The sequence below is a fragment of the Bacillus sp. FSL R5-0512 genome, assembly GCF_038593295.1.
In the GTDB taxonomy this organism is placed as follows: domain Bacteria; phylum Bacillota; class Bacilli; order Bacillales; family Bacillaceae; genus Bacillus; species Bacillus safensis.
Window position 1 is genome coordinate 2,493,153 of the sequence record NZ_CP151982.1, and the last position, 23,680, is coordinate 2,516,832.

20 protein-coding genes and 1 riboswitch are annotated in these 23,680 nt (G+C 43.1%); of the genes, 2 read left to right on the plus strand and 18 right to left on the minus strand.

The features are described from left to right. Position 1: 1 nt before the first annotated feature. Together sdhA and NSQ25_RS12860 are read right to left on the minus strand one after the other, a co-directional pair. The gene (gene sdhA, locus NSQ25_RS12855; protein WP_034279746.1) at positions 2-1,762 is read right to left on the minus strand and encodes a succinate dehydrogenase flavoprotein subunit; all 1,761 of its coding nucleotides are present in this window, start codon (positions 1,760-1,762) and stop codon (positions 2-4) included. A gap of 37 nt (positions 1,763-1,799) precedes the next feature. Further along, on the minus strand, positions 1,800-2,408 hold the full coding sequence (locus tag NSQ25_RS12860) for a succinate dehydrogenase cytochrome b558 subunit (RefSeq protein ID WP_024423213.1): 609 nt from the start codon (positions 2,406-2,408) through the stop codon (positions 1,800-1,802). 283 nt (positions 2,409-2,691) lie between these two features. On the opposite strand from NSQ25_RS12860, the gene NSQ25_RS12865 reads away from it, so the two are divergent. After that, on the plus strand, positions 2,692-3,135 hold the full coding sequence (locus tag NSQ25_RS12865) for a YslB family protein (RefSeq protein ID WP_024423214.1): 444 nt from the start codon (positions 2,692-2,694) through the stop codon (positions 3,133-3,135). A gap of 154 nt (positions 3,136-3,289) precedes the next feature. Here NSQ25_RS12865 and NSQ25_RS12870 read toward each other — a convergent pair whose 3' ends face one another. The 15 genes from NSQ25_RS12870 to zapA form a co-directional block, all read right to left on the minus strand. Then, positions 3,290-4,525 (minus strand): aspartate kinase, encoded by a 1,236-nt coding sequence (locus NSQ25_RS12870; RefSeq protein ID WP_034279740.1) that lies wholly within the window; start codon positions 4,523-4,525, stop codon positions 3,290-3,292. Between the two features lie 133 nt (positions 4,526-4,658). After that, a riboswitch (Lysine riboswitch) is annotated at positions 4,659-4,836 on the minus strand. A 61-nt stretch (positions 4,837-4,897) separates the two neighbouring features. Beyond that, entirely contained in the window at positions 4,898-6,670 is a 1,773-nt protein-coding gene (uvrC, locus tag NSQ25_RS12875) for an excinuclease ABC subunit UvrC (protein ID WP_024423216.1), read from the minus strand. A gap of 139 nt (positions 6,671-6,809) precedes the next feature. Next, complete coding sequence (trxA, locus tag NSQ25_RS12880; RefSeq protein ID WP_007501629.1) at positions 6,810-7,124, minus strand: thioredoxin; 315 nt, start codon at positions 7,122-7,124, stop codon at positions 6,810-6,812. Positions 7,125-7,370: 246 nt separating this feature from the next. Beyond that, complete coding sequence (locus tag NSQ25_RS12885; protein WP_326136182.1) at positions 7,371-8,849, minus strand: alpha-N-arabinofuranosidase; 1,479 nt, start codon at positions 8,847-8,849, stop codon at positions 7,371-7,373. 75 nt (positions 8,850-8,924) lie between these two features. Then, a complete protein-coding gene (locus NSQ25_RS12890) occupies positions 8,925-9,902 on the minus strand; it encodes an electron transfer flavoprotein subunit alpha/FixB family protein (protein WP_065214554.1) in 978 nt (325 codons plus the stop codon). A 43-nt stretch (positions 9,903-9,945) separates the two neighbouring features. After that, positions 9,946-10,719, minus strand: a complete 774-nt coding sequence (locus NSQ25_RS12895) for an electron transfer flavoprotein subunit beta/FixA family protein (RefSeq protein ID WP_065214553.1) — start codon at positions 10,717-10,719, stop codon at positions 9,946-9,948. A 31-nt stretch (positions 10,720-10,750) separates the two neighbouring features. Next, a complete protein-coding gene (locus NSQ25_RS12900) occupies positions 10,751-11,530 on the minus strand; it encodes an enoyl-CoA hydratase (RefSeq protein WP_061109447.1) in 780 nt (259 codons plus the stop codon). Between the two features lie 26 nt (positions 11,531-11,556). After that, on the minus strand, positions 11,557-12,141 hold the full coding sequence (locus NSQ25_RS12905; protein WP_024423221.1) for a TetR/AcrR family transcriptional regulator: 585 nt from the start codon (positions 12,139-12,141) through the stop codon (positions 11,557-11,559). A gap of 168 nt (positions 12,142-12,309) precedes the next feature. Then, the gene (locus NSQ25_RS12910) at positions 12,310-14,028 is read right to left on the minus strand and encodes an AMP-binding protein (RefSeq protein ID WP_326136181.1); all 1,719 of its coding nucleotides are present in this window, start codon (positions 14,026-14,028) and stop codon (positions 12,310-12,312) included. A 99-nt stretch (positions 14,029-14,127) separates the two neighbouring features. Continuing rightward, positions 14,128-14,583, minus strand: a complete 456-nt coding sequence (locus NSQ25_RS12915; protein WP_034280732.1) for an immunity 63 family protein — start codon at positions 14,581-14,583, stop codon at positions 14,128-14,130. A 162-nt stretch (positions 14,584-14,745) separates the two neighbouring features. Beyond that, positions 14,746-15,150: a DUF350 domain-containing protein gene (locus NSQ25_RS12920; protein WP_008345990.1), complete on the minus strand. Its 405-nt coding sequence runs from the start codon at positions 15,148-15,150 to the stop codon at positions 14,746-14,748. 14 nt (positions 15,151-15,164) lie between these two features. Beyond that, the gene (locus NSQ25_RS12925) at positions 15,165-17,522 is read right to left on the minus strand and encodes an endonuclease MutS2 (RefSeq protein ID WP_326136649.1); all 2,358 of its coding nucleotides are present in this window, start codon (positions 17,520-17,522) and stop codon (positions 15,165-15,167) included. A gap of 21 nt (positions 17,523-17,543) precedes the next feature. Beyond that, positions 17,544-19,256 (minus strand): DNA polymerase/3'-5' exonuclease PolX, encoded by a 1,713-nt coding sequence (gene polX, locus NSQ25_RS12930; protein WP_326136180.1) that lies wholly within the window; start codon positions 19,254-19,256, stop codon positions 17,544-17,546. Positions 19,257-19,370: 114 nt separating this feature from the next. Continuing rightward, positions 19,371-19,904, minus strand: a complete 534-nt coding sequence (locus tag NSQ25_RS12935; protein WP_024423226.1) for a CvpA family protein — start codon at positions 19,902-19,904, stop codon at positions 19,371-19,373. A gap of 7 nt (positions 19,905-19,911) precedes the next feature. Then, positions 19,912-20,169, minus strand: a complete 258-nt coding sequence (gene zapA / locus NSQ25_RS12940) for a cell division protein ZapA (RefSeq protein ID WP_012010831.1) — start codon at positions 20,167-20,169, stop codon at positions 19,912-19,914. 134 nt (positions 20,170-20,303) lie between these two features. On the opposite strand from zapA, the gene rnhC reads away from it, so the two are divergent. Next, the gene (rnhC, locus tag NSQ25_RS12945) at positions 20,304-21,227 is read left to right on the plus strand and encodes a ribonuclease HIII (protein WP_326136179.1); all 924 of its coding nucleotides are present in this window, start codon (positions 20,304-20,306) and stop codon (positions 21,225-21,227) included. 38 nt (positions 21,228-21,265) lie between these two features. On the opposite strand, the gene pheT is transcribed toward rnhC, so the two are convergent. Beyond that, positions 21,266-23,680, minus strand: coding sequence for a phenylalanine--tRNA ligase subunit beta (gene pheT, locus NSQ25_RS12950; protein WP_326136178.1), 2,415 nt, complete (start codon positions 23,678-23,680; stop codon positions 21,266-21,268).

Genomic DNA, 23,680 nt, shown 5'->3' on the forward strand with positions numbered 1-23,680 from the left:
CTTATTTCTCCACCTTTTTCTTCGAGTAATCTCGTTTACGAGGTGCAATTAACGATACATCGACGTCCTCATAGTGGAATGCAGGCTTTTGATTTTTCCCTTTGAACGTAGCCATCGTTGTTTTAAGGAATTCTTCATCGTTTCTTTCTGGGAATTCCGGTTTATAGTGTGCGCCTCGGCTTTCATTCCGGTTATAAGCCCCGATCGTAATGACTCTTGCCAGCTGAAGCATGTTGTCAAGCTGACGTGTGAAGGCAGCGCCTTGGTTGCTCCATGATGCGGTATCATTGATGTTGATCTTCTTGTAGCGCTCCATTAGTTCTTCGATCTTCTGATCTGTTTTTAAGAGTTTGTCATTGTAACGAACCACTGTCACGTTATCCGTCATCCATTCTCCAAGCTCTTTATGAAGCACGTACGCATTTTCTGTTCCGTCCATGCTGAGGATGTTGTCCCATTTCTCCTGCTCTTTCTTCACGGCGCTGTCAAATAGTGCAGAAGAAAGGTCTTCCGCAGATTTTTCAAGACCGCTAATGTACTTCACCGCATTTGGTCCAGCGACCATTCCGCCGTAAATCGCAGAAAGAAGTGAGTTTGCACCAAGTCTGTTTCCGCCGTGCATTGAGTAATCACATTCTCCGGCAGCGAATAGACCTTTGATATTCGTCATTTGATCATAATCGACCCATAATCCGCCCATTGAGTAATGAACAGCTGGGAAGATTTTCATCGGCAGCTTACGCGGGTCGTCACCCATGAATTTTTCATAGATTTCAATGATTCCGCCAAGCTTAATATCAAGCTCTTTTGGATCTTTGTGAGAAAGATCGAGATATACCATGTTCTCTCCGTTGATGCCAAGCTTTTGCTCGACACATACGTCAAAGATTTCACGCGTTGCAATGTCACGCGGTACAAGGTTCCCGTATGCTGGGTATTTTTCTTCAAGGAAGTACCAAGGCTTCCCGTCTTTATACGTCCAAACACGTCCGCCTTCACCACGAGCCGATTCACTCATGAGACGAAGCTTGTCATCTCCTGGGATCGCTGTCGGGTGAATTTGAATGAATTCTCCATTTGCATAATGCGCACCTTGCTGATAGACGATGGACGCAGCAGATCCAGTGTTAATCATGGAGTTCGTTGATTTACCGAACACGATTCCAGGACCGCCTGTTGCCATGATGACTGCATCTGAACGGAAGGATTCAATTTCCATTGTCGTCAAGTTCTGCGCGACAATCCCGCGGCATACTTCCTCGTCATCTAAAACAGCGCCAAGGAATTCCCAGCCTTCATATTTCGTGACAAGTCCTGCTACTTCATAGCGGCGAACCTGCTCATCCAGTGCGTATAATAGCTGCTGGCCTGTTGTAGCTCCAGCAAACGCTGTACGGTGGTGCTGTGTTCCCCCGAAGCGGCGGAAGTCCAATAATCCCTCTGGTGTTCTATTAAACATAACACCCATACGATCAAGTAAATGGATAATGGACGGCGCTGCTTCACACATTGCCTTTACTGGCGGCTGGTTGGCTAAGAAATCTCCGCCGTATACCGTGTCATCAAAATGCTCATAAGGTGAATCCCCTTCACCTTTTGTATTAACCGCTCCGTTGATTCCGCCCTGTGCACATACAGAATGCGAACGTTTCACAGGTACGATTGAAAATAGTTGAACAGCTGTTCCCGCTTCTGCTGCTTTAATAGTTGCCATGAGACCAGCTAAGCCGCCTCCGACAACGATGATGCTAGAATTACTCATTGTAGCCCCTCTCCCTCTTCTACTAATCTATTTCCTCTTAAACAAAAGCGAAAATTGCTCTTAGCCCTACATATGAAAGCGCTATAAATATACCTAATGTCACATATGTGGAGATTCGTTGTGAGCGTGGTGAAACAGTAATTCCCCAGCTGACAGCAAATGACCACAAGCCATTAGCAAAGTGGAAAATAGTAGATAAAACGCCGACAATATAGAAGCCTAGCATAAATGGAGAGCTTAAAATATTCGCCATCATGTCATAGTTGACTTCAGCTCCAAGCTGAGCTTGAATTCGTGTTTCCCATACGTGCCAAGAGACAAAAATCAATGTGATAATACCTGAAATCCTTTGCAGTCTGAACAGCCAGTTTCTTAAGTAACTGAAGCGAGACGTGTTGTTTTGTGCCGTAAAGGCTATGTACACCCCATAAACAGCATGATAGATCAGTGGTAAGAAAATCACGAACAGCTCAAGTGCATATCTGAAAGGAAGCTGTTCCATAAAGTGTGCAGCTTTGTTAAACGCCTCAGGTCCATTCGTCGCAAAGTGGTTAACCACTAAGTGCTGTATTAAAAATAGACCGACCGGAATGACGCCAAGCAAAGAATGCAATCTCCGATAAAAAAATTCTTTGTTCCCCGACATTACTTTACCCCCTAGTAAAAAAAGTGCAATTGCTTGAAAATTGTCTTACCCCCGCTTCTTTCAATTGTAAGCACTTTATTCAAATTTATTGACAATTTCATTTTACTCCTATGTCAAAAAAGCGTCAAGAAACCGCGTACATAAATTAAAATTTTCCGAAATTTAAAAGTTTTAAATCAAAATTCGTTTTACTACAATAAGAATTTCTTAGACTTCAGGGAAAACTCTGTCATCATATGCCCACATAAGCTATAATAAATTGTTGAAAGAGGGGAGCCGTACAATGAATAAATTCGAATCTAACTTAGAACAGCTAAAAGAAATTGAAGTCAATGGATTTGCCTACGAGCTGATACGCGAAGTTCTGCTGCCTGATATTCTTGGTCAGGACCATTCATCTATGATGTATTTTGCGGGTAAACTGCTTGCTCGTAAATTTCCTCAAGAGTCATGGGAGAAGATCCCCGAATTTTTCCATGATGCCGGATGGGGGACTCTCACAATGGTCCATTCGAAAAAACAGGAAATTGAGTTTGAGCTCGAAGGTCCACTAGTATCAAATCGACTCACCTATCAAAAGGAGCCATGCTTTCAGATGGAAGCGGGTTTTATTGCTGAACAAATTCAGCTTCTGAATGAGCACGTGGCTGAATCCTATGAACAAGTGAAAAAGCGTGCTGAGAAAGTCATTTTAACCGTTAAATGGGATTTAAGAGACCCTAGCTAATACTCTTGATAAAAGGCGCGGACTTCAGGTCACGCCTTTTTTATATGTCTACATCTATCATAGCATACTTAATGAATGGGTCTACGCCCGTTTCAGCCGTTTCCATATAGAAAAAAGAGGCGCCCCTCTTTCATGAGAGCACCTCTTTACCTTTTTAAGAATGAGCAGCGGCGCTCACCTTTGATAAATCAAACGCATCATGCAGCGCTTCAACCGCTTTGACCATATCATCACGGCCGACCACTGTTGAGACTTTGATTTCAGACGTACTGACCATTTTCACTTGAATGTCTTTTTGCGCTAACACAGCAAACATTTCAGCAGCTACGCCTGGATTTGAGACCATCCCGGATCCCACAATGGATACTTTCGCTAATTTGCTTTCTGTCTCAATCTGCTCGTAGCCAAGCGCCCCTTTATATTCTTCTAATACTTCAACTGTTTTGGACAAATCATCCGTTTTGACAGAAAAAGAGATCGACGTCTGATTGGTGCTTGTGACAGACTGAATGATGATATCAACATTGATATTCTGTTTCGCAAGCGTCGTAAAAATGGTCGATAATGTTGTTAAACCGCTTGAAAGTCCGCACACTGTCACACGTGTAATCTGATCTTCAAATGCAATGCCTCTGACGACTAAATTTTGTTCCATGGATGATTCCTCCTCAATTAACGTACCCGATTCATTTTCAATACTAGAACGGACTTCTAGCGGGACTTGATAATTTTTCGCAAATTCAACAGCTCTTGGATGCAGAACGCCAGCTCCTAAATTAGCCAGCTCAAGCATCTCATCGTATGAAATGCCTGCAAGTTTCCGCGCAGATGGTACATAACGCGGATCTGTTGTAAACACTCCTGGTACATCTGTGTAAATATCACATTTATCAGCTTTTAGTGCGGCAGCCAGTGCCACAGCTGTTGTATCTGATCCGCCGCGGCCAAGAGTTGTGATATGTAAGTCATCTGCAATTCCTTGGAAGCCTGCCACAACAACAACTTTCCCCGCACTTAATTCCTCTTTTATTCTTGATTCATCAATGTCCACGATTCTTGCATTTCCGTGTACATGCTCTGTTTTCATACCAGCCTGCCAGCCTGTAAAGGAAATGGCATCATAACCTCTTCTTTGGAGCGCCATCGCTAATAATGAAATGGTCACCTGCTCACCAGTTGCGAGCAGCATATCCATCTCTCTTTTGCTTGGATCGTCTGTGAGTTCTTTCGCTAAGTCTACTAGAACATCCGTTGATTTGCCCATCGCTGATACAACCACAACCACATCATGTCCTGCCTCGCGTTCAGCGATCACTCTCTCTGCGGCATTGCGAATTTTTTCTGCCGACCCAACGGAAGTTCCGCCAAATTTTTGTACAATTAGTCCCATGTCTACCACCCTTTTTCAAAAGTTCACGTGTGAGAGAAGAGGCAGCTTTGGAGACTGTCCGCTCACTGCAAATAAAAAAGCAATGAGAGAACAAATCTCCCATTGCTTTAAAATCATCATTAAACGATGCAAACAATGAGATAGCCCTCCAAGAAATGAATTCTTGACAGCCCTACATTTCTTCAATGTACAGCCAGCGAATAAAATGAGTGGATTTTATTCACTTCGGCGACGCTCCCCTTTCAGCCCTCTTCTTAGATCCCATCGATCTCCGAAGGCTTACTCTTGAAGTTCGCACCTCTATCTTCAACAAACAACACGTTCATTTATTAAATTAGTCACATCTTAACAGACTTTTGGTAAAAGTACAATCTATTTTTTTAATGCTTCCATTAAAAGTTCAGCCGTCTGTTTCGGAATGCCAGCCTCCTGAAAGTCTTGGATAGAGGCTTCTTTCATCTTTTTCACAGAGCCAAAATGTTTGAGGAGCTGCTTTTTACGCTTCTCTCCGATACCAGGTACATCGTCTAAAATAGACTGGAATGCATTTTTCCCGCGCAGCTGCCGGTGAAAGCTAATGGCGAACCGGTGCACTTCATCTTGAATGCGCTGCAATAAGTAAAAAGCCTGGCTATTCCGCTCCAGCGCAACAATTTCAAGTGTATCTCCCATCATGAGATTTGAAGTCCGGTGTTTTTCATCTTTTACAAGACCTGCAACCGGGACAGACAGATTCAATTCATTTTCAAGCACATCGATGGCTGCGTTGATTTGTCCTTTTCCTCCGTCAATTAAAATTAAATCTGGCAGCGGCAGTTCATCCTTTAACACGCGGGTATATCGTCTTCTAATGACTTCACGCATGGATGCATAATCATCTGGCCCTGAGACAGTTTTAATTTTGTATTTTCGGTATTCCTTTTTATAGGGCTTCCCGTCCTGAAAGACGACCATGGCAGAAACCGGGTCTGCCCCTTGAATATTTGAGTTATCAAATGCCTCGATTCTGTATGGCATATAAATATTAAGCGCATCCCCGAGCTGTTTCACCGCACCAATTGTCCGCTCTTCATCACGCTCAATGAGCGAAAATTTTTCTTTTAAGGCGATTTTGGCATTTTGATGGGCAAGTAAAAGTAAATCCTTTTTCTTTCCTTTTTTCGGCTGGTGAACGTTCGTCTCAAGCAATTGCTCAATCATCTCTTGATCGACACTGTCAGGCACCAAAATTTCCTTCGGCAGAAAATGGTTGTTCTTTTCATAAAATTGCCCCATAAACGTGAGGAACTCTTCCTCAGGGTCCTGATACATTGGAAACAGGCTGACATCACGTTCAATCAATTTCCCCTGTCTGATGAAGAAAACTTGGACACACATCCAGCCTTTATCATAGGCATAGGCGAAGACATCTCGATCTGATAAATCACTCATCGTCATTTTCTGTTTTTCCATCGTTGAGTCGATATATGCGATTTGGTCTCTTAGTTCCTTTGCCCGTTCAAACTCTAAATTTTCAGCAGCTTCCTGCATCTTTTCGGTGAGTTCTTTTTTGATTTGCTGATGTCCTCCGTTTAGAAACCTTGTGATTTCATCCACGAGCTGCTTATTCGTTTCCTCGGAAATGTCATACACACATGGCGCAAGACATTGTCCAAGGTGATAATAAAGACAGACCCGGTCAGGAAGAGTGGCACATTTTCTCAGTGGATATAAGCGGTCGAGCAGCTTTTTCGTTTCTCGAGCTGCTTGTACGTTTGGGTATGGACCGAAATATTTTCCTTTGTCCTTTTTTACATTGCGGGTGACGATCAGCTTAGGATGGCGTTCATTCGTAATTTTTATAAATGGATACGTCTTGTCATCCTTGAGCATGACATTGTATTTTGGGTCATATTTTTTGATTAAATTCAGCTCTAAAATGAGCGCCTCAATATTAGAAGAGGTGACAATGTATTCAAAGTCTTCAATTTCACTGACAAGCCGCTGCGTTTTGGCGTCATGTGATCCAGTGAAATAAGAGCGCACCCTATTTTTTAAAACCTTTGCCTTTCCCACATAAATGATCGTATTTTGTCTATCTTTCATTAAGTAACAGCCTGGTTGATCCGGCAGGACTGACAGCTTTTCTTTGATTAGTTTGTTCATCTTTTCATCCGTCCTTGTTTTCCTCTTTCACTCCTTCTAGTGTATCACGAACATTTGTTTTATACCATGTTGAAAGAAAAGCGGCTCTCGTCTTTACGAGAACCGCTTCAATGATTATGCCGCTTGGACATAGATCGGTTTATAGATGTTTGTTGACAAGCTCAGCAAGTGCTTCTTTTGGTTTGAAACCAACAGAAGTTTCTACAACTTCACCGTCTTTTAAAACAAGAAGTGTTGGGATACTCATAACGCCGTATTTACCAGCAGTTTCTTGGTTATCGTCTACATCAATTTTTACAATTTTCATTTTGTCGCCCATTTCTTGATCAAGTTCTTCAAGAACTGGAGCAATCATTTTACAAGGTCCACACCATGGTGCCCAAAAGTCTGCAAGAACAACACCTTCTGCAGTTTCTTGTGAAAATGTTGCGTCAGTAGCTTTTACGATTGCCATTATTCATTCCTCCAATGTAAATTATGCTTTTTAGTATAGCATCTACCAATGTGACTTGCGAATGAAATGCTTACGAATCATTTTTTAGGAAATGAATTAAAAAACAAACCGTATAATCGCACCAATAACAACAATCGCACCGATGATCATAAGAATGGTTCTAAGCATATGATATGACACCCTTTCCGCTTCATTTACAATGTATGATGCCCCAACATTCATCTCATCAAACATCGAAATATGCAATTAAGCGAGGTCGACAGTTATCATGACCACTGACATTGGCGGCAGCTCCACCGTTAATTCGCCGGACTTTACAGCCATTTGCTCAAAGTCTTTTGGCTGAACAGAATGAAGATCATCGAATGTATTATGGGCATTCATGCGATCGGCCGTCAGTACACGTCCAGTGACTTTCGTTTGTTCTTCAATCCCTGCAATGGCAAGGGATATCTCTGTTTGTTCATGCGGATTCAAGTGACAGTAGCTAATATGCATCTTACCTGATGAACGCGAGGCTGACACACTGACCTGAGGAATTTTTTCACCTCTTCGTTCATACGGCTGTGAAACGAACTCCACTTCAAGCGCTTCTTCCTCTTGATGCACTTGAAACATGTGAAATACATGATACGTAGGTGTCAGAAGCATCTTTTCGTCCTTTGTTAATACCATCGCTTGCAGCACATTGACCGTCTGAGCAATATTTGCCATATGAATCCGCTCGCAATGGCGATGAAAAATATGAAAATGGAGTGCGGCCACAAGGGCGTCTCTTAGTGTGTTTTGCTGATATAAAAACCCAGGATTTGTCCCTGGCTCTGGGTCATACCATGTCCCCCATTCATCAATAATCATCCCGATTCGCTTGTCTGGGTCATAACGATCCATGATTTCTCCATGGTCTTCGACAAGCCGTTCCATCTCATAGGCCTTTTTCAGCGTGATAAACCATTCATCCTCATCGAATTCAGTCGCTGATCCTTTCTTCTCCCATGTACCCGGTACGGTGTAATAATGTAAACTGAGCCCATCCATCCACGGTGCGGCCCGCTCCATCAATACCTTCGTCCAATTCACGTCATTAGAGTTCGCGCCGCAGGCGATTTTGTAAATACGCTGCCCTGCAAACTCTCTTACGTACGTTTGATAGCGTTTATATAAATCTGCATAGTATTCAGGCGTCATATTTCCGCCGCAGCCCCAGCTTTCATTGCCTACACCAACATAGGTCAGCTTCCAAGGCTCTTGTTTTCCATTTTGAATACGCCAGTCTGACATTGGTGTCCCTTTTGGAAATGTCATGTATTCGACCCAATCGGCTAATTCTTGAACAGACCCGCTTCCCACATTGCCGCAAATGTAAGGTTCACATTCAAGCAGCTCACACAATGCCATAAATTCATGCGTACCAAATGCATTGGATTCAACCGTACCACCCCAATGGGTATTGACCATCGGCTTTCGTTCACTCAGATCACCTACACCATTTGCCCAGTGATACTCGTCTGCGAAGCAGCCCCCCGGCCACCTCAGCACCGGAATATGTAATGCTTGAAGGGCCTTCAGTACATCAGTACGAATCCCCTCAATATGATCAATCTCTGAGTCTTTTCCTACCCAAATCCCGTCATAAATCCCTCTTCCTAAATGCTCTTGAAAGTGCCCGTAAATGTGTTTAGAAATGCGTCCGATCACGTCATTGACTTTTACTGTCCCCTTCACTTGTCAACCGCTCCTTTTCTTCTTAATAACATACAAAAAAACCCAGAATACCTAGGCATTCTGAGTGTATGAGCGTTACGAGTGGATATTCATCTTTTTTAACTCTTCATTCAAAAGCGGTACCACTTCAAACAAGTCACCAACAATTCCATAATCGGCGATTTTGAAGATTTCCGCTTCTGGGTCTTTGTTGATGGCCACAATGACTTTACTGTTAGACATTCCCGCTAAATGCTGAATCGCTCCTGATATCCCGCATGCAATATAAAGGTCTGGTGTGACGACTTTTCCTGTCTGGCCAATTTGCAGGGCATAATCACAGTAGTCGGCGTCACAGGCGCCGCGCGAGGCTCCGACTGCTGCACCCAGCGTCTCAGCGAGTTCATTCAGCGGTTCAAAGCCTTCCTTGCTCTTAACCCCGCGCCCTCCAGCAACAATGACCTTTGCTTCTGATAAATCTACACCTTCTGACGTTTTTTTAATGACTTCCTTCACGATCGTCCGAAGGTTTTGAATGTCGACAGTAACTGGTGTGACTTCTCCGCCTCGTGACGTATCCCGCTCAAGTGGTGCCACGTTATTTGGCCGGATGGTTGCTAGAAGCAGACGGTCTGTCGAAATGACTTTTTCGAAGGCTTTTCCAGAGTAAATCGGTCTAGTGAAAACAAGATGTTCACCGGTAACGCTTACATCAATCGCATCTGAAATCAAGCCAGTCTGGAGACGTGCGGCTATTTTCGGCGACAAGTCTTTTCCGATAGATGTATGGCCAAAGAGTACAGCATCTGGATCAACCTGATCTAATATGGCTTGAAGCGCCTGCGCAAAACCATCTGACGTATAATATGAAAGGTGCGGATGCTCCACAATCATGACATGATCCGCTCCATAGTAAAGCAGTTCATCCGCTAGGCCTTTGACGTCATCCCCTATTAACACGCCAATGACCTCACCGCCCTCTGCCACTTTGTGAGCGGCAGCAATGGCTTCAAATGTCACATTTCTTAATTTACCGTCACGACTTTCTCCAAGTACAACAACTTTTTTACTCATCTTCAAGCTCCCCCTTGTTCTCGTGATATCGTAAAGTGGATGTTTAGATGACTTTTGCTTCATTTCTGAGTAGATCTGTCAGTTCTTTGACTTGATCCTGAAGCTCGCCGCTCAGCACCTTGCCACCCTCTTTTTTCTCCGGTAAGAAACGTTCAATTGTTTTGATTTTATATGGTACATCGTCTTCATCCAGATCTAAATCATCAAGTTCCAATTCTTCTAAAGGCTTTTTCTTTGCCTTCATAATGCCTGGTAATGATGGATAGCGAGGCTCATTGAGTCCTTGCTGAGCTGTGACGACAAGCGGGAGTTCGGCAGAAATGACTTCCACATCCCCCTCTGCATCTCGTTCAATCGATACAGAGCCGCCGTCAATTTGAATACTTGTTATCGTAGTCACATATGAAAAACCGAGTAATTCAGCAAGACGCGGGGCTACCTGTCCAGAGCCGCCGTCAATTGCTACATTCCCTGCTAAGATCAAGGAAGCCTCTTTGTCTTTTAAATAGTGATAAAGAATGGTAGAAGCTGAATATTGGTCCCACTCTTCTAAGTCATCTTCGACGTTTAACAAGACAGCTTGATCACAGCCCATAGCAAGCGCTGTTCTCAGCTGTTTCTCTGCATCCTCACCGCCAACTGTCACAACGGTCACTTCTCCCCCGTGCTCATCACGAAGCTGAATGGCTTCTTCAATGGCATACTCGTCATAAGGATTAATAATGAACTCTGCTCCATCTTCTTGAATTGCACCAGACTGAATCAAAATTTTCTCTTCCGTGTCAAACGTACGCTTCATCAAAACAAATATATTCATTTATTTCTCCCCCTTGTGTCGTACTTATCCTTTATTCCCCTTTAAAGTTCGGTTTGCGCTTTTCAATAAAGGCCTGGATGCCTTCTTTGGCGTCATTTGATTGGAAAACCTCACCAAATTTTTTGGCTTCCAGTTTCATTCCGCCGTCATATGAATACAGTTTTGTTGCGTTCAATAAATCAAGCACATATTCAAGTGATTTAGGGCTTTTTGCCGCAAATTTCCCCGCAAGTGTTTTGGCCGCTTCGAGCGCTTCTTCCTCTGTTTCTGCCAGCTTTGTAACAAGGCCGCACGTAAATGCTTCTTCACCTGTAATCGGTTCAGCTGTTCCCATCATTTCAAGTGCTTTAGCAGAACCAACGTAGCGCGGGAGGCGCTGCGTGCCGCCGAATCCTGGAATAATGCCAAGATTTAGTTCTGGCAGTCCAAGCTTCGCATCTTTTGTTGCGATTCGGATATCACAAGACATGGCAAGCTCAAGGCCTCCGCCTAATGCTGCTCCGTGAATCGAGGCAATGACTGGCTTTGGACACTGTTCAATCCGTTCAAAGACTTGCTGTCCTCTATCAGCGAGGCTTGCATAATCAGACTCTTCCTGTAAAGTCGTAAATTCTTTAATATCAGCACCTGCTGAGAAGAATCTGCCTTCCCCGTGGATCACAATCGCTCTTACTTCTTCATTCTGTTCGAGCTCATCGAACATGTCATTAAGCTCAGTGAGCAGCTGAGAGGATAAGGCATTTGCAGGCGGGTTCTGAATCGTGATGAGCGCTGTCTGTCCTTCATGATGTAAGCTGAGTATTTTTTCCATGTCAATCATCCTTTTTCACATTGTCTTTAGGATTGATGTATTCCGTTTAACAGCAGATCATGTACATTTTCTGCGAGTGCAGGCAGATCATACTTTTGATCATTCATGACCCATGTTGTTGCGGTTTCATCAATCGTCCCAAATACCATTTGTCTCGCTAAGCGGACATCTAAATTTTGTCTAAATTCTCCTGTTTTCTTTCCTTCTGTTAAAATCGACTCGAGCATATTTAAATACCCTTTTAGCACCTCATTGATTTTTTGCCGCAGCTCAAGGTTTGACTGCCTGAGTTCAAGCTGTGTCACAAGAGCCAAATGATGATTTTGCGCCAGCATGCGAAAATGCTCCTCAATCAACAGTAGAAGCTTTTCTTTGGCAGATGGTTTCTTTTGGATATCTGTTTCCATCCGTTCGATGAATTGTCCCATTTTTTCTTTGAACAATGAGATGAGAATATCCTCTTTGTTTTTGAAATAAAGATAAATGGTTCCGTCTGCCACCCCTGCTTGTTTCGCAATCTTTGAAACTTGTGATTGATGATAGCCGTTCTCCGCAATCACCACAACTGCTGCATCAATAATTTGCATGTACTTCGGTCTTTTCTGCTTCAATGTGCTTCGTCCCTTTCTAAATTGAATGAGCATTCATTCATAACTTTATGTTAAAAAGAAACGGGTGATTTGTCAAGAGATCTTCTTCTTTCTTTTCAACCTTTATCATACCAGAGCAGACTGTCATTATTCAAATCATCCGGCCGCTCGACCGGATGATGAAGGTCGTTATTTCTTCAATTGATCGACAGGTGTCTCAGATGATGAAGCTTGCTTTCTTTTTTCTTCTTCAATTAATACTCTGCGCAAAATTTTTCCGACAGCCGTTTTAGGCAGTGATTCTTTAAATTCATACACGCGCGGTACTTTAAATGAAGCAATTCTCGTTCTGACAAAGCGATCGAGTTCATCCTCTGTTAAATAAGCATCCTTTTTCGGCACAACAAACGCTTTTACTGTTTCTCCTCTATAAGGATCTGGTATGCCTGCGACAACGGCTTCTTGTACAAGCTCATGCTCATAAAGGGCTTCTTCGACCTCTCTTGGGTAAATATTATAACCGCTCGCAATAATGACATCTTTTTTCCGGTCAACGATATAGAAAAAACCGTCCTCATCCATATACCCAATATCTCCAGTGAAAAACCATCCGTCCCTTAATACAGCTGCTGTCTCCTCTGGCTGATTCCAATAGCCTTTCATAATTTGCGGCCCTTTGACGATAATTTCTCCGTGCTCATACGGCTCTTTAAGGCCACCCGTTTCCTCGCAATAAATACCTGCGTCTGTCCCAGGCCACGGACAGCCAATGCTGCCTGTTTTGTTCGCTCCCCATAAAAAGTTAGAATGGGTCACTGGCGAAGTTTCTGAAAGACCATACCCCTCAACTAAATGCCCTCCTGTTAATTTCTCAAAGCTCTGTTTGACTTCAACAGGAAGAGCCGCCGAGCCGCTTAAACATGCAGTGATGGACGACAGGTCATACTTTTCAATGTTCGGATGATGCAGCAAGGCAATATACATGGTGGGTGCACCTGGAAAGAGCGTCGGTTTCTGTTTTTCAATCGTTTTGAGGGTATCAGCTGCGTCAAATCGCGGAAGGAGAATCATTGAATGCCCTTCTTTCACAGCAAGGTTTAATACGGTCGTCATTCCGTATACATGAAAAAACGGAATGATGCCAAGGATTCGTTCTTTTCCTCTTGTCGTTTTATACATCCAAGAAGCGCACATTTCAGTATTCGCTAAAATATTTTCATGCGTCAGCATGACCCCTTTTGGTAAACCAGTCGTTCCGCCTGTATATTGCAAAACAGCGACATCCTCTTTCGGTTCAAAGGCAAGCGCCGGAATCTGTTCTTCTGACGATTCTTTCATAATTTGTGAGAAGTGATGAATGGTCTCGCTTTTCTCTACTTGGATGACCATTTTATTTTTTCTTTTTTGGACGATAGGAAACAGAATGTTTTTCGGAAATGGTAAATAATCCTGCAGTTTGGTGATGATCAAGTGCTCCATACTTGTCAGCGCTTTCATTTTATAGGCCTTTGGATACAATAAATCCAGTGTAATCAGCACTTTTGAGCCACTGTCCTCCATTTGATATGCCAGTTCTTTCTCCGTATAAAGCGGGTTCGTTTGAACAACGATGCCGCCTGCAATTAAAACAGCATAATATGAAATGACAGATTGAGGACAGTTTGGCAGCATGATTGCTACTCTGTCGCCTTTTTTCACGCCAATTTTCATCAGGTGACCAGCTAGTTTCAATGCTTCTTCCTGGAGCTGTTCATAGGTGATGTTTTTTCCTAGAAAATGAATGGCTGTATGCTCAGGTGCAGCCTCTGCGGAGCTGAATAAGTAAGATTGTAACGTCTCATTTGGAATGGTGAGTTCGTGGGGAATTTGATTCGGGTAATGCAGAAGCCAACGTTTATCTGACTGCATAAAAACCCTCCTTCCTGAACTTTCGTACTATTTTATTATAGCAAACTTTTCCTTAAGGCAGTTTTCTTTTTTCAAATAGAGCTTGGTTCCATGGCATCTTTACTTCTTTGCCGGTGTTTCGATCGATGCTCTTTTTCCTTCATGATGCCACTGTTCATATAATCCACCGATTGCACGAAATGACTCATTTACTCTCTCCACGATCTGTTGATGGATACTCGGGTCATTAGGTAAATGCGTCTGGATGTTGTCGACTTGATACTGCCTCATCATATCTATGTAGACTGTAAGAAAGATTGTGTCTTCTAAAATCCAGTAAATGACTTCATCCGCCGCTTTTGTTCTTTTATGCAGCATTTGGATTCCTCGTTCATATTGAATAAGAATATAGCCACTCGGATCGATTTGAATATAAGGGCTCAAATCATCAAAAAATCCAGTCGTTTGAAATGGACGTGCAATATACGGTTCGTATATGTCTCTTGGCAGGGAAGTCATTTGGAGACAAGTATCAATTCGCTTTATGAGTTCGTCTTTTTGCAGAATTTGCTTCATGTGATTCACCGCCTTCTGGTGAGATAAAAGCTGCCAAGGAATCCCTGACAGCTTTCTCACTTTGTCTTCTTCATTTCACAGGAACATGTAAACGGCACCAATGACCGCAAAAGTGCAGGCAACTACGATTAATACTTTTGCTAGCTTTTCCATGTCGTCTCCTTAAATGCCGGCTGCTACTACATAAGACAGCCCAACTGAAATAATGAGTGAAATAAACCCGACCGCTCTATTATCATTCTCAATTTCTTTGTCTACTTTAAATCGTGGTGTTAAAAATTCAAAAATGAAATAGCTGACAAGCAGCATCACAAAGCCGTATACGCCCCATCCAATCATTTGCAGAAGGGAATTGTGCTGTGCGATAGAATGCTGAAACACATTCGCAATCCCAAAAATCTTTCCGCCTGTTGCCATGGCAACAGCTAAGTTCCCCCGCTGGATCTCTTCCCAGTTTTTATAGGAGGTAACGAGTTCAAAAATGGTTAGAAATAAGACAAGACATAGGACGGCCACGCTGTAATAGGCGGCAATTTCCACAAGTTCATTTTCCCAAAAGGCTTTCATGCGTTTTCTCCTTTTTACTTTAATTCGACGATGGTAACGCCTGATCCTCCCTCGCCTTGTTCCCCAAAACGAGCATTTTTCACACTTCGGTGCTGTTTCAGTAATTCCTGAACCCCTTTTCTAAGGGCGCCAGTTCCTTTTCCGTGAATGATTGACACACGCGGATAACCAGCTAAGACAGCATCATCTAAATATTTCTCGACTCTGCTTAAGGCATTTTCATAACGCTCTCCCCTTAAGTCAAGCTCAAACGATACATGATAGTCTTTTCCTTTGACTGCCGTAATGGCTTTCTCCTGCTTAAATTCAGGTGCTGATTTGATAAATTCCATGTCTTTTTCTTTTACTTTCATTTTCAGAATGCCCATTTGGACACTCCATTCTTTGTCACCTGTTTGTTCAAGCAGCGTTCCTTTTTGCCCGAAGGTGAGCACTTTCACTTCGTCGCCTGATTTTAGCTGTCTTGCTGCTTTTTTCACCGGCTCTGGCTTTTTCTTCCGGTCAAACTCAGGGACTGCTTCTTCAAGACGCTTTCTCGCATCGATGAGTTCATGTTCTTTAAATGATCGATGCTCATTTTTTATCGAACGAAGCTCTTGAATGATGTCTTCTGCTTCTTTTGAGGCTTGTTCAATTTTTTCTGCCGCTTTTTTTTCAGCTTCTTCAAGCAGTTTGTCCTTTTGCTCATTCCATTCAAGAATTTGTCTCTGCAATTCTTTATGAAGCTTTTCTGCTTCTTTTCTATAGCCTTCTGTCTCATGCAGCTCTTCTTCTGCTAGTTTCTTGCTGTCTTCTAATGAAGCAATCATTTGGTCTACTTCATTATGCTCGGCATGCATATCCGCTTTTGCACGATCAATGAGGTGATCTGGCAACCCAAGACGTTTAGAAATTTCAAATGCATTACTTCGTCCGGGCACACCGATGAGCAAGCGGTACGTTGGTGATAAGGTTTCAATGTCAAACTCCACGCTCGCATTTGTGACACCTTCCCGGTTATATCCGTAAGCCTTCAGCTCAGGATAGTGAGTCGTTGCGATGACGCGTGCATTTGTTTGATGCACTTCATCTAAGATACTCATGGCCAGCGCGGCACCTTCTGCAGGGTCTGTTCCTGCCCCTAATTCATCAAATAACACGAGTGAGTTAGATGTCAAATTCTTTAAGATATCTACAATATTGACCATATGAGATGAGAACGTACTCAAGCTTTGCTCAATAGATTGTTCATCTCCAATATCAGCAAAGACTTGGTCGAATACAGCCACTTCCGAGCCTTCTTCAACTGGAATATGAAGGCCTGCCTGCGTCATCAGCGTAAGAAGACCAAGCGTTTTCAAGGTAACTGTCTTACCCCCTGTATTTGGGCCAGTAATAACGATGGTTGAAAAATCTTTGCCGAGCTCAATGTCATTTGCCACAACCTGATCCCTAGGCAATAGAGGATGTCTTGCCCGCTTTAAATAAATCTCCCCTTGATCATTCACAGCAGGCTTTGTGGCTTTTTCTGCCTTTGCATATTTGGCTTTAGCAAAAATAAAATCTAACGTCTGAAGCTCTTTTACATTGTGAAGCAGTTCCTCAATGTGTTCTGACACGCTCGCTGTCAGCATTTGCAGGATCTTTTCGACCTCTTGTTTTTCTTTTAAACGGGTTTGCTGCAAGGTGTTATTTAAATCCACGACCACTTGCGGCTCGATAAATAGGGTTGCTCCTGATGATGACTGGTCGTGAACAATTCCGCCGTAATTCGAGCGGTACTCCTGCTTTACTGGAAGCACGAACCGGTCATTACGAATGGTAACAATCGTGTCTGACAGCATTTTTGAAGCAGATTGTGAGCGAATCATGGATTCTAATTTATCTCGCACTTTTGATTCTAATGAACGTAATTGCGTACGTATTGTTCGTAGCGCCGGAGTTGCATGATCAAGCACTTCTCCATTATCACCGATACAGCTTTCGATTTCTTTTCTGACTTCAGGCAGTAATATCAGCGTCTCTGCATATGTATGAAGGCGAGGTATGTCTACACCATCTTCATACAGGGACGTGAGAAAGTGCTTCATGTTTTTCGCAGTGTATAATAGCGCTGCAATTTCCATGAGCTCAGATGGGCTTAATGTACTGCCGATTTCTGCCCGTTTGACCCCGCGTCTAATATCCGTCAGCCCGCCAAATGGCGCCGATCCCTTTAAGCGGATGACATCCTGTGCTTCTGCTACCTCTTCCAGCAAATGCTGAATGGTTTCTATATCCGTCAGCGGCGTTAAATCCTGCGCTCTTTCTTTTCCTAATGAGGATGCGGTATAGGACATGACTTTTTCTTTTACTTTATGAAATTCTAATGATGCTAACACTTTTTGTTGCAGCATGGTCCAGCCTCCTAACGACTACCTGTCACGCGTTAAAAACTTTTTAATCTCGTTTAGAGAAAAAGTATTCACGACATTTGCTTTTGGTGTCCAGCCTTTTCTTGCAGCTGTTACACCAACTTCCATATGATCCAGCATGGCGATATTGTGCGCATCTGTATTGATCATGATGTTCACACCTGCTTCGTTTGCTTTCATTAAATGCTCTGTTTTTAAATCCAGTCTTGACGGGTTGCTGTTGAGCTCTAGTGCAGTTCCCGTTTTCTTCGCAAGCTCTATGAGCTGATCTATATTTAAGGCATAGCCGTCCCGTCTGCCGATCAAACGGCCTGTTGGATGTGCAATTAAATCCACATGCTGATTCCGCAGGGCATTTTCAAGGCGCTCCATAATGACTTCTTCCGGCTGAGAAAAGCTCGAGTGGATAGACGCAATGACAAAATCCATGTCTGCTAAAAAGTCATCATCATAATCTAATGATCCATCCGGGAGAATGTCCATTTCGACCCCTTTGAAAATGTGAAAATGCTCGAATTCTTGATTCAGCTTGTCAATTTCTTTTGCTTGCAGACGTAAACGTTCTTTTGTTAAACCGTTTGCTACTTTTAAATATTGCGAGTGGTCTGTAATCGCCATGTATTCATAGCCTTTTGCGATACATGCCTCTGCCATTTCGCGAATAGAAAATGCGCCGTCACTCCATGTTGAGTGCATATGAAGGTCGCCTTTGATATCTTTTAACTCTACAAATTGCATACTTTCTTTATACGTATCAATCTCCGCTCCGGTTTCACGAATTTCTGGCGGGATGAGCGGAAGTTGAAAATGCGCATAAAAAGCGGCCTCGTCTTCAAACGTTTTGACTTCTCCAGTTTCAATTGTTTCCACACCATATTCACTAATACGCTCTCCGCGTTCCTTCGCCAGCTGTCGCATGCGAATATTGTGATCTTTTGAGCCAGTGAAATGGTGCAGCGTTGTTGCAAATTGGTCTGTTGTCACAAGCCGGAAGTCTACACTGATCTCAAAATCAAGGGCAAGAATGACAGATACCTTCGTATCACCACTTGCAATGACGTCTTTGACATCATCAAGTGCAACGAGCTGCTCTCTGACTTGTTCAGGATCGCTGGTCGCAATGATATAATCTAAATCTTTGACAGTTTCCCGTGCACGTCTTAGACTGCCAGCTCTAGAAAAACGAATAATACCCTTCATCTGTTCAAGCGCATGATCAATCCGCTCTGCCACATCTAATGCAAAGCCAATTGGCAGTCGTTCTGGCTGCTTTCCGGCCTCCTCAAGAGCTGCGAGAATCTTTTCTTCGGTTTTTTTACCGAAGCCTGCAAGCGCTTGTACTTTTTCCGCTTCGCATGCTTCTTTTAATGACTGTGCATCATGGACGCCAAGCTCTTGGTAAAGCTTCGCAATCTTCTTCCCGCCAAGCCCTTGCAATTTTAAGAGCGGGACAAGTCCTTCAGGCACTTCCTTTTTTAATTGTTCGAGCGTTTCTGATTGTCCTTTTTCGATATACTCTGTGATCACAGCAAAGGTTCCTTTTCCAATGCCGGGTAATGCTAATAGATCATCTATTTGAGAAAGGCTGCGGTCGTCTTGTTCCAGTGCCGCTGCTGCTTTACGAAAGGCAGAAATTTTAAAAGGATTATCTCCTTTTAATTCCATATATACTGCAATTGTTTCAAGAAGTTTGATAATATCTTTTTTATTCATCTCTCATCCTCCAGCCGCTTTGGCATCTTCCTATATAAATATACAAACTTTCCCTTCATCCTACAACTTTCTGTCATGTAATGAGAAAAAACTTCTCCAGAAAAGGAGAAGTTTTTAAACTCCATACGTCGACCATAGGTCTTTGACAAGACCGGACAGGTAAGGGGTGTTGTTTACGATCACATCTGCTAACATTGATTTGCTCATCATTGTTTGGAGCGCATCTACTGGAAGTAATGCAGCGACAAACAATAGAATAAACACAAATAAATAGGTTTCCAGAAATCCTAAAACACCGCCAAGCAGTTTGTTCACCTGTTTAATCACAGGTATACTTGCAATGGTTGTGAGCAATCCGCCAATGATGGCGAGCAGGATTTTGGTCAAGATAAACAGAATGATAAACGCAATGGTATTATAATAAGCTGTTTCTAGATTCCCGCTAAAGAAAGCGAGCTGCGGTTGACCGCCGCTAAAATTAGGTGCCGGAATCCACGTAAGCTGTGGTGCAAGTGACTGATAAAACATAGAAGCCACTAAGATAGAAACAACAAAGCTGATCAATTTAATAAATTGAAGAATAAACCCGCGCTTTAGACCGACAAGCGTTCCCATAAGAAGCAAAAACAAAATGATGATATCGATCACGGTAATTTCATTCCTTTTCTTTTAGCTGAATCTCTAATTTTTCGTATTGCTCTTTTAATTTCAAGTAGTCGTGGACGACATTGACTGCTGTCAGTACAGCTAATTTGTTTATATCAAGGTATGGATTTTTTTCATTTATTTCTCTCATTTTATCATCAACAATTGACGCAACATGTCGCATATGCATCTTCGTTTCTTGTCCGATGATCGTATAGGACTGTCCGTAAATCTCAACTGTTGTTTTCGTTTTACCGCCGTCAGACAACGTTTCTCCTCCATTCCACGAGAATCCTAGTCTCTATCATAACATGTTTAGACATTGAATGGAAAGACGAGCCCTTCCCTGTTATGGTACACTTTAGAAATCAATGATATCAAGGTAAAAAGGAGTTATCCACTGTGCCCCAATCCGTTTTAAAAGCAACATCAGAAGACCTCAAAAAAATGAAGAGCACGTATGCGCACCATTTAACAGACACTTTGCCGCCAGGCGCCCTCTTTCAAGCAAAAGTCCCTGGCTGTACGATTACAGCTTATCGATCTGGGAAAGTGCTCTTTCAAGGACAAAAGGCAGAAGCTGAAGCCAGTCAATTCAGCCATTTACAAGCAGCTGATACGAAAAGTCAAAAATCACCTGCTGTCACAAAATACAGTCCGCCGCCTGGCATTGCTTCCATGTCGGTCGTCGGTTCAGACGAAGTAGGTACAGGTGATTATTTCGGACCGATCACAGTCTGTGCGGCCTATGTTGATGCCAGCCAGCTTGCTTTAATGAAAGAGCTTGGCGTAAAAGACTCAAAAGGATTAAAGGATCCGCAAATTATCAACATTGCCAAGGATCTCATCAAAACCATTCCGTTCAGTCTTCTCGTTCTCCGAAATGAAAAATACAATACGATGCAGGAAAAAGGCATGAGTCAAGGAAAAATGAAAGCACTGCTTCATAACCAAGTCATCACCTCTGTGCTAGAAAAACTCGATGGAAAGCAGCCAGAGGCCATTTTGATTGACCAATTTGCAGAACCAGGCATTTATTTCAAGCATCTTGCCGGGAAAAAAATCATCCGGGAGCGGACGTATTTTAGTACAAAAGCAGAAGGCATCCATTTTTCAGTCGCTGCAGCTTCTATTATCGCAAGGTACGCCTTTTTAATTGAAATGGACAAATTATCACAGGCTGCAGGCTTTGACATCCCAAAAGGAGCCGGTCCTCATGTAGACAAGGCCGCCGCCAAGCTCATCAAGCTGCACGGTGAAGATGCTTTACGTCAATTTACAAAGCTGCATTTTGCCAACACACAAAAAGCGAAAAAAATGCTATAAAAAAAGCTAGAGCCCATGAGGCCCTAGCTTTTTTTCCTTTAACCGCGTAAGACGGCTTGATACGTATCTTCTAGTGCTTTCAAAACTTTTGTATGAACAGCTGTAACTTCTTCCTCGGTCAACGTTTGTTCAGGATTTAAATATTGAAGAGAGAATGCAACAGATTTTTTGCCTTCTTCCATATGTTCCCCTTCGTATACATCAAATACAGATAGGTCTGTGAGTAATTGACCGCCTGCTTCATAGATCACACGCTCCAGCTGTCCGCTTGAGATATGCTGATCAACAACAAGTGCAATATCTCTTGTCACAGCAGGGAATCTCGGAATCGCCGTATATTTCATATCCTTCGTTTCAGATGTCATCACATCTGTTAAATCAAACTCGAAGACATACGTTTCTTTTAAATCCAATTCCTTTTCAACGACTGGATGCAGTGCGGCAACAAAGCCAATGACTTGACCATTTAAGTGAACATCTGCTGTTCGCCCTGGGTGAAGACCCTCACGCTCTGCTTGAACATATGTGATTTGGTCTGACACACCAAGCTTTTCAAACAATCCTTCAGCAATTCCTTTCGCTACATAAAAATCGACGGCTTTTTTCTCGCCCTGCCAAAGATTTTTATGCCATAAGCCTGTCAGCGCACCAGCGACATGTTCTTTTTCCACTGGTTTTGCCCCTTCAGCTTCTGCTAAGAACACAGAGCCCGTTTCATAAAATCCAAATGAATCAGCTTGTCTTGCCAAGTTATATGCTACAGAATCAAGTAAGTTTGGAAGAAGACTTTGTCTTAGCACACTGCGTTCCTCACTCATTGGCAGAGAAAGTCTCGTTTCATAAGCTGGATGCAGGGCAAAAGCTGTGGACTTATGCTGATTTGTCAATGAATACGTAATCGCTTGAGAAAGTCCTGCGCCCTCTAAGAAACGTCTTACCTTTCTGCGCTTTACTTGGTATGGCGTGAGACCGCCAACAGTGCCGGCTGTCGCAGGCAGTGTAGATGGAATATTATCGTAGCCGTATAATCTTGCGACTTCTTCAATGAGGTCTTCTTCAATCGTAATATCCATTCTGCGGGAAGGAACTGTTACGACAAGAACATCATTTGATTCGCCCACTGTAAAGCCTAGTTTGTTGAAAATCTGAATCATATCTTCTTTTGAAATGCTCATTCCAAGCACCTTGTTCACACGCTCAGTTGATACGTGGATGACATTCATACTTGCTTCAAGGTGATTTTCCTCAACTGTACCACTTAGCACTTCACCGCCTGCATACATGCTGATCAATTGAGCTGCTCTTTCTGCTGCCGGCTTCGTACGCTGCGGATCGAGTCCTTTTTCAAATCGTGTGCTTGATTCACTGCGAAGCCCTAAGTCTCTAGAGGCTTGACGGACTGTTTGACCGTTGAAATATGCCGCTTCTAAAAGAATCGTCGTCGTCTCATCCCGCACCTCTGATTCGAAGCCGCCCATGACGCCTGCTACCGCGTGCGCTTTCGTTCCATTCGTGATGACAAGATGCTTTGATGACAATGTACGCTCTTGCTCATCGAGTGTTTGAATGATTTCGCTGTCAGACGCTTTACGAACGACCACCTGCTTTGAACCAAAGCGGTCATAATCAAAGGCATGAAGCGGCTGGCCGTATTCAAGCAGTACAAAGTTTGTAATATCCACAACGTTATTAATTGGACGGATACCTGCATTCATCAACCTTGTTTGCATCCAAAGCGGTGCTGGTCCAACCTTTACATTTTTAATGATCTTCGCTGCATAAAGTGGATTCGCTTCTTGATCCTCAATTTTAACAGAAATATAGTCTGCTGCTTTTTCGGAAGAAGTGTCATGTGCTGTATCAGGAAGCTTGATGTCTCTCCCTAAAATGGCGGCAACCTCATAAGCCACACCCAGCATATTCAGGGCATCGGCACGGTTTGGTGTTAAGCCAAGCTCAAGTACCGCATCATCTAATTGAAGTGCTTGAAGAGCATCATCCCCTGGTTTCACGTCATTTGGGAAAACAAAAATCCCTTCTGCATATTCCTTTGGTACGAGCTTGCTCTCTACGCCTAATTCTTGCAGAGAACAAATCATGCCATGAGACTCTTCACCGCGCAGTTTTGCTTTTTTAATTTTAAAGCTGCCAGGAAGGACTGCGCCAACCGTTGCGACGGCCACATACTGTCCTTTCTCCACATTCGGAGCCCCGCAAATAATTTGCACCGGTGCGTCTTCGCCGATATCAACAAGACATTTGTTTAATTTATCCGCATTCGGATGCTGTTCACGTTCAATGACGTGTCCAACGACAACTCCTTTGATGCCTTCGCCTTTATATTCAACGGCTTCCACTTCAATTCCGCTTCTTGTGATTTTTTCTGCTAATTCAGCCGGCTTGATGCCTTCTAAATCGACATAGTCTTCTAACCATTTATATGAAACAAACAT

Excerpts from the sequence above, each read along its gene's own strand:
- sdhA (WP_034279746.1), bottom strand. The coding sequence starts at position 1,762 with ATGAGTAATTCTAGCATCATCGTTGTCGGAGGCGGCTTAGCTGGTCTC.
- NSQ25_RS12860 (WP_024423213.1), bottom strand. The coding sequence starts at position 2,408 with ATGTCGGGGAACAAAGAATTTTTTTATCGGAGATTGCATTCTTTGCTT.
- NSQ25_RS12865 (WP_024423214.1), top strand. The coding sequence starts at position 2,692 with ATGAATAAATTCGAATCTAACTTAGAACAGCTAAAAGAAATTGAAGTC.
- NSQ25_RS12870 (WP_034279740.1), bottom strand. The coding sequence starts at position 4,525 with ATGGGACTAATTGTACAAAAATTTGGCGGAACTTCCGTTGGGTCGGCA.
- uvrC (WP_024423216.1), bottom strand. The coding sequence starts at position 6,670 with ATGAACAAACTAATCAAAGAAAAGCTGTCAGTCCTGCCGGATCAACCA.
- trxA (WP_007501629.1), bottom strand. The coding sequence starts at position 7,124 with ATGGCAATCGTAAAAGCTACTGACGCAACATTTTCACAAGAAACTGCA.
- NSQ25_RS12890 (WP_065214554.1), bottom strand. The coding sequence starts at position 9,902 with ATGAGTAAAAAAGTTGTTGTACTTGGAGAAAGTCGTGACGGTAAATTA.
- NSQ25_RS12895 (WP_065214553.1), bottom strand. The coding sequence starts at position 10,719 with ATGAATATATTTGTTTTGATGAAGCGTACGTTTGACACGGAAGAGAAA.
- NSQ25_RS12900 (WP_061109447.1), bottom strand. The coding sequence starts at position 11,530 with ATGGAAAAAATACTCAGCTTACATCATGAAGGACAGACAGCGCTCATC.
- NSQ25_RS12910 (WP_326136181.1), bottom strand. The coding sequence starts at position 14,028 with ATGCAGTCAGATAAACGTTGGCTTCTGCATTACCCGAATCAAATTCCC.
- NSQ25_RS12915 (WP_034280732.1), bottom strand. The coding sequence starts at position 14,583 with ATGAAGCAAATTCTGCAAAAAGACGAACTCATAAAGCGAATTGATACT.
- NSQ25_RS12920 (WP_008345990.1), bottom strand. The coding sequence starts at position 15,150 with ATGAAAGCCTTTTGGGAAAATGAACTTGTGGAAATTGCCGCCTATTAC.
- polX (WP_326136180.1), bottom strand. The coding sequence starts at position 19,256 with ATGAATAAAAAAGATATTATCAAACTTCTTGAAACAATTGCAGTATAT.
- pheT (WP_326136178.1), bottom strand. The coding sequence starts at position 23,680 with ATGTTTGTTTCATATAAATGGTTAGAAGACTATGTCGATTTAGAAGGC.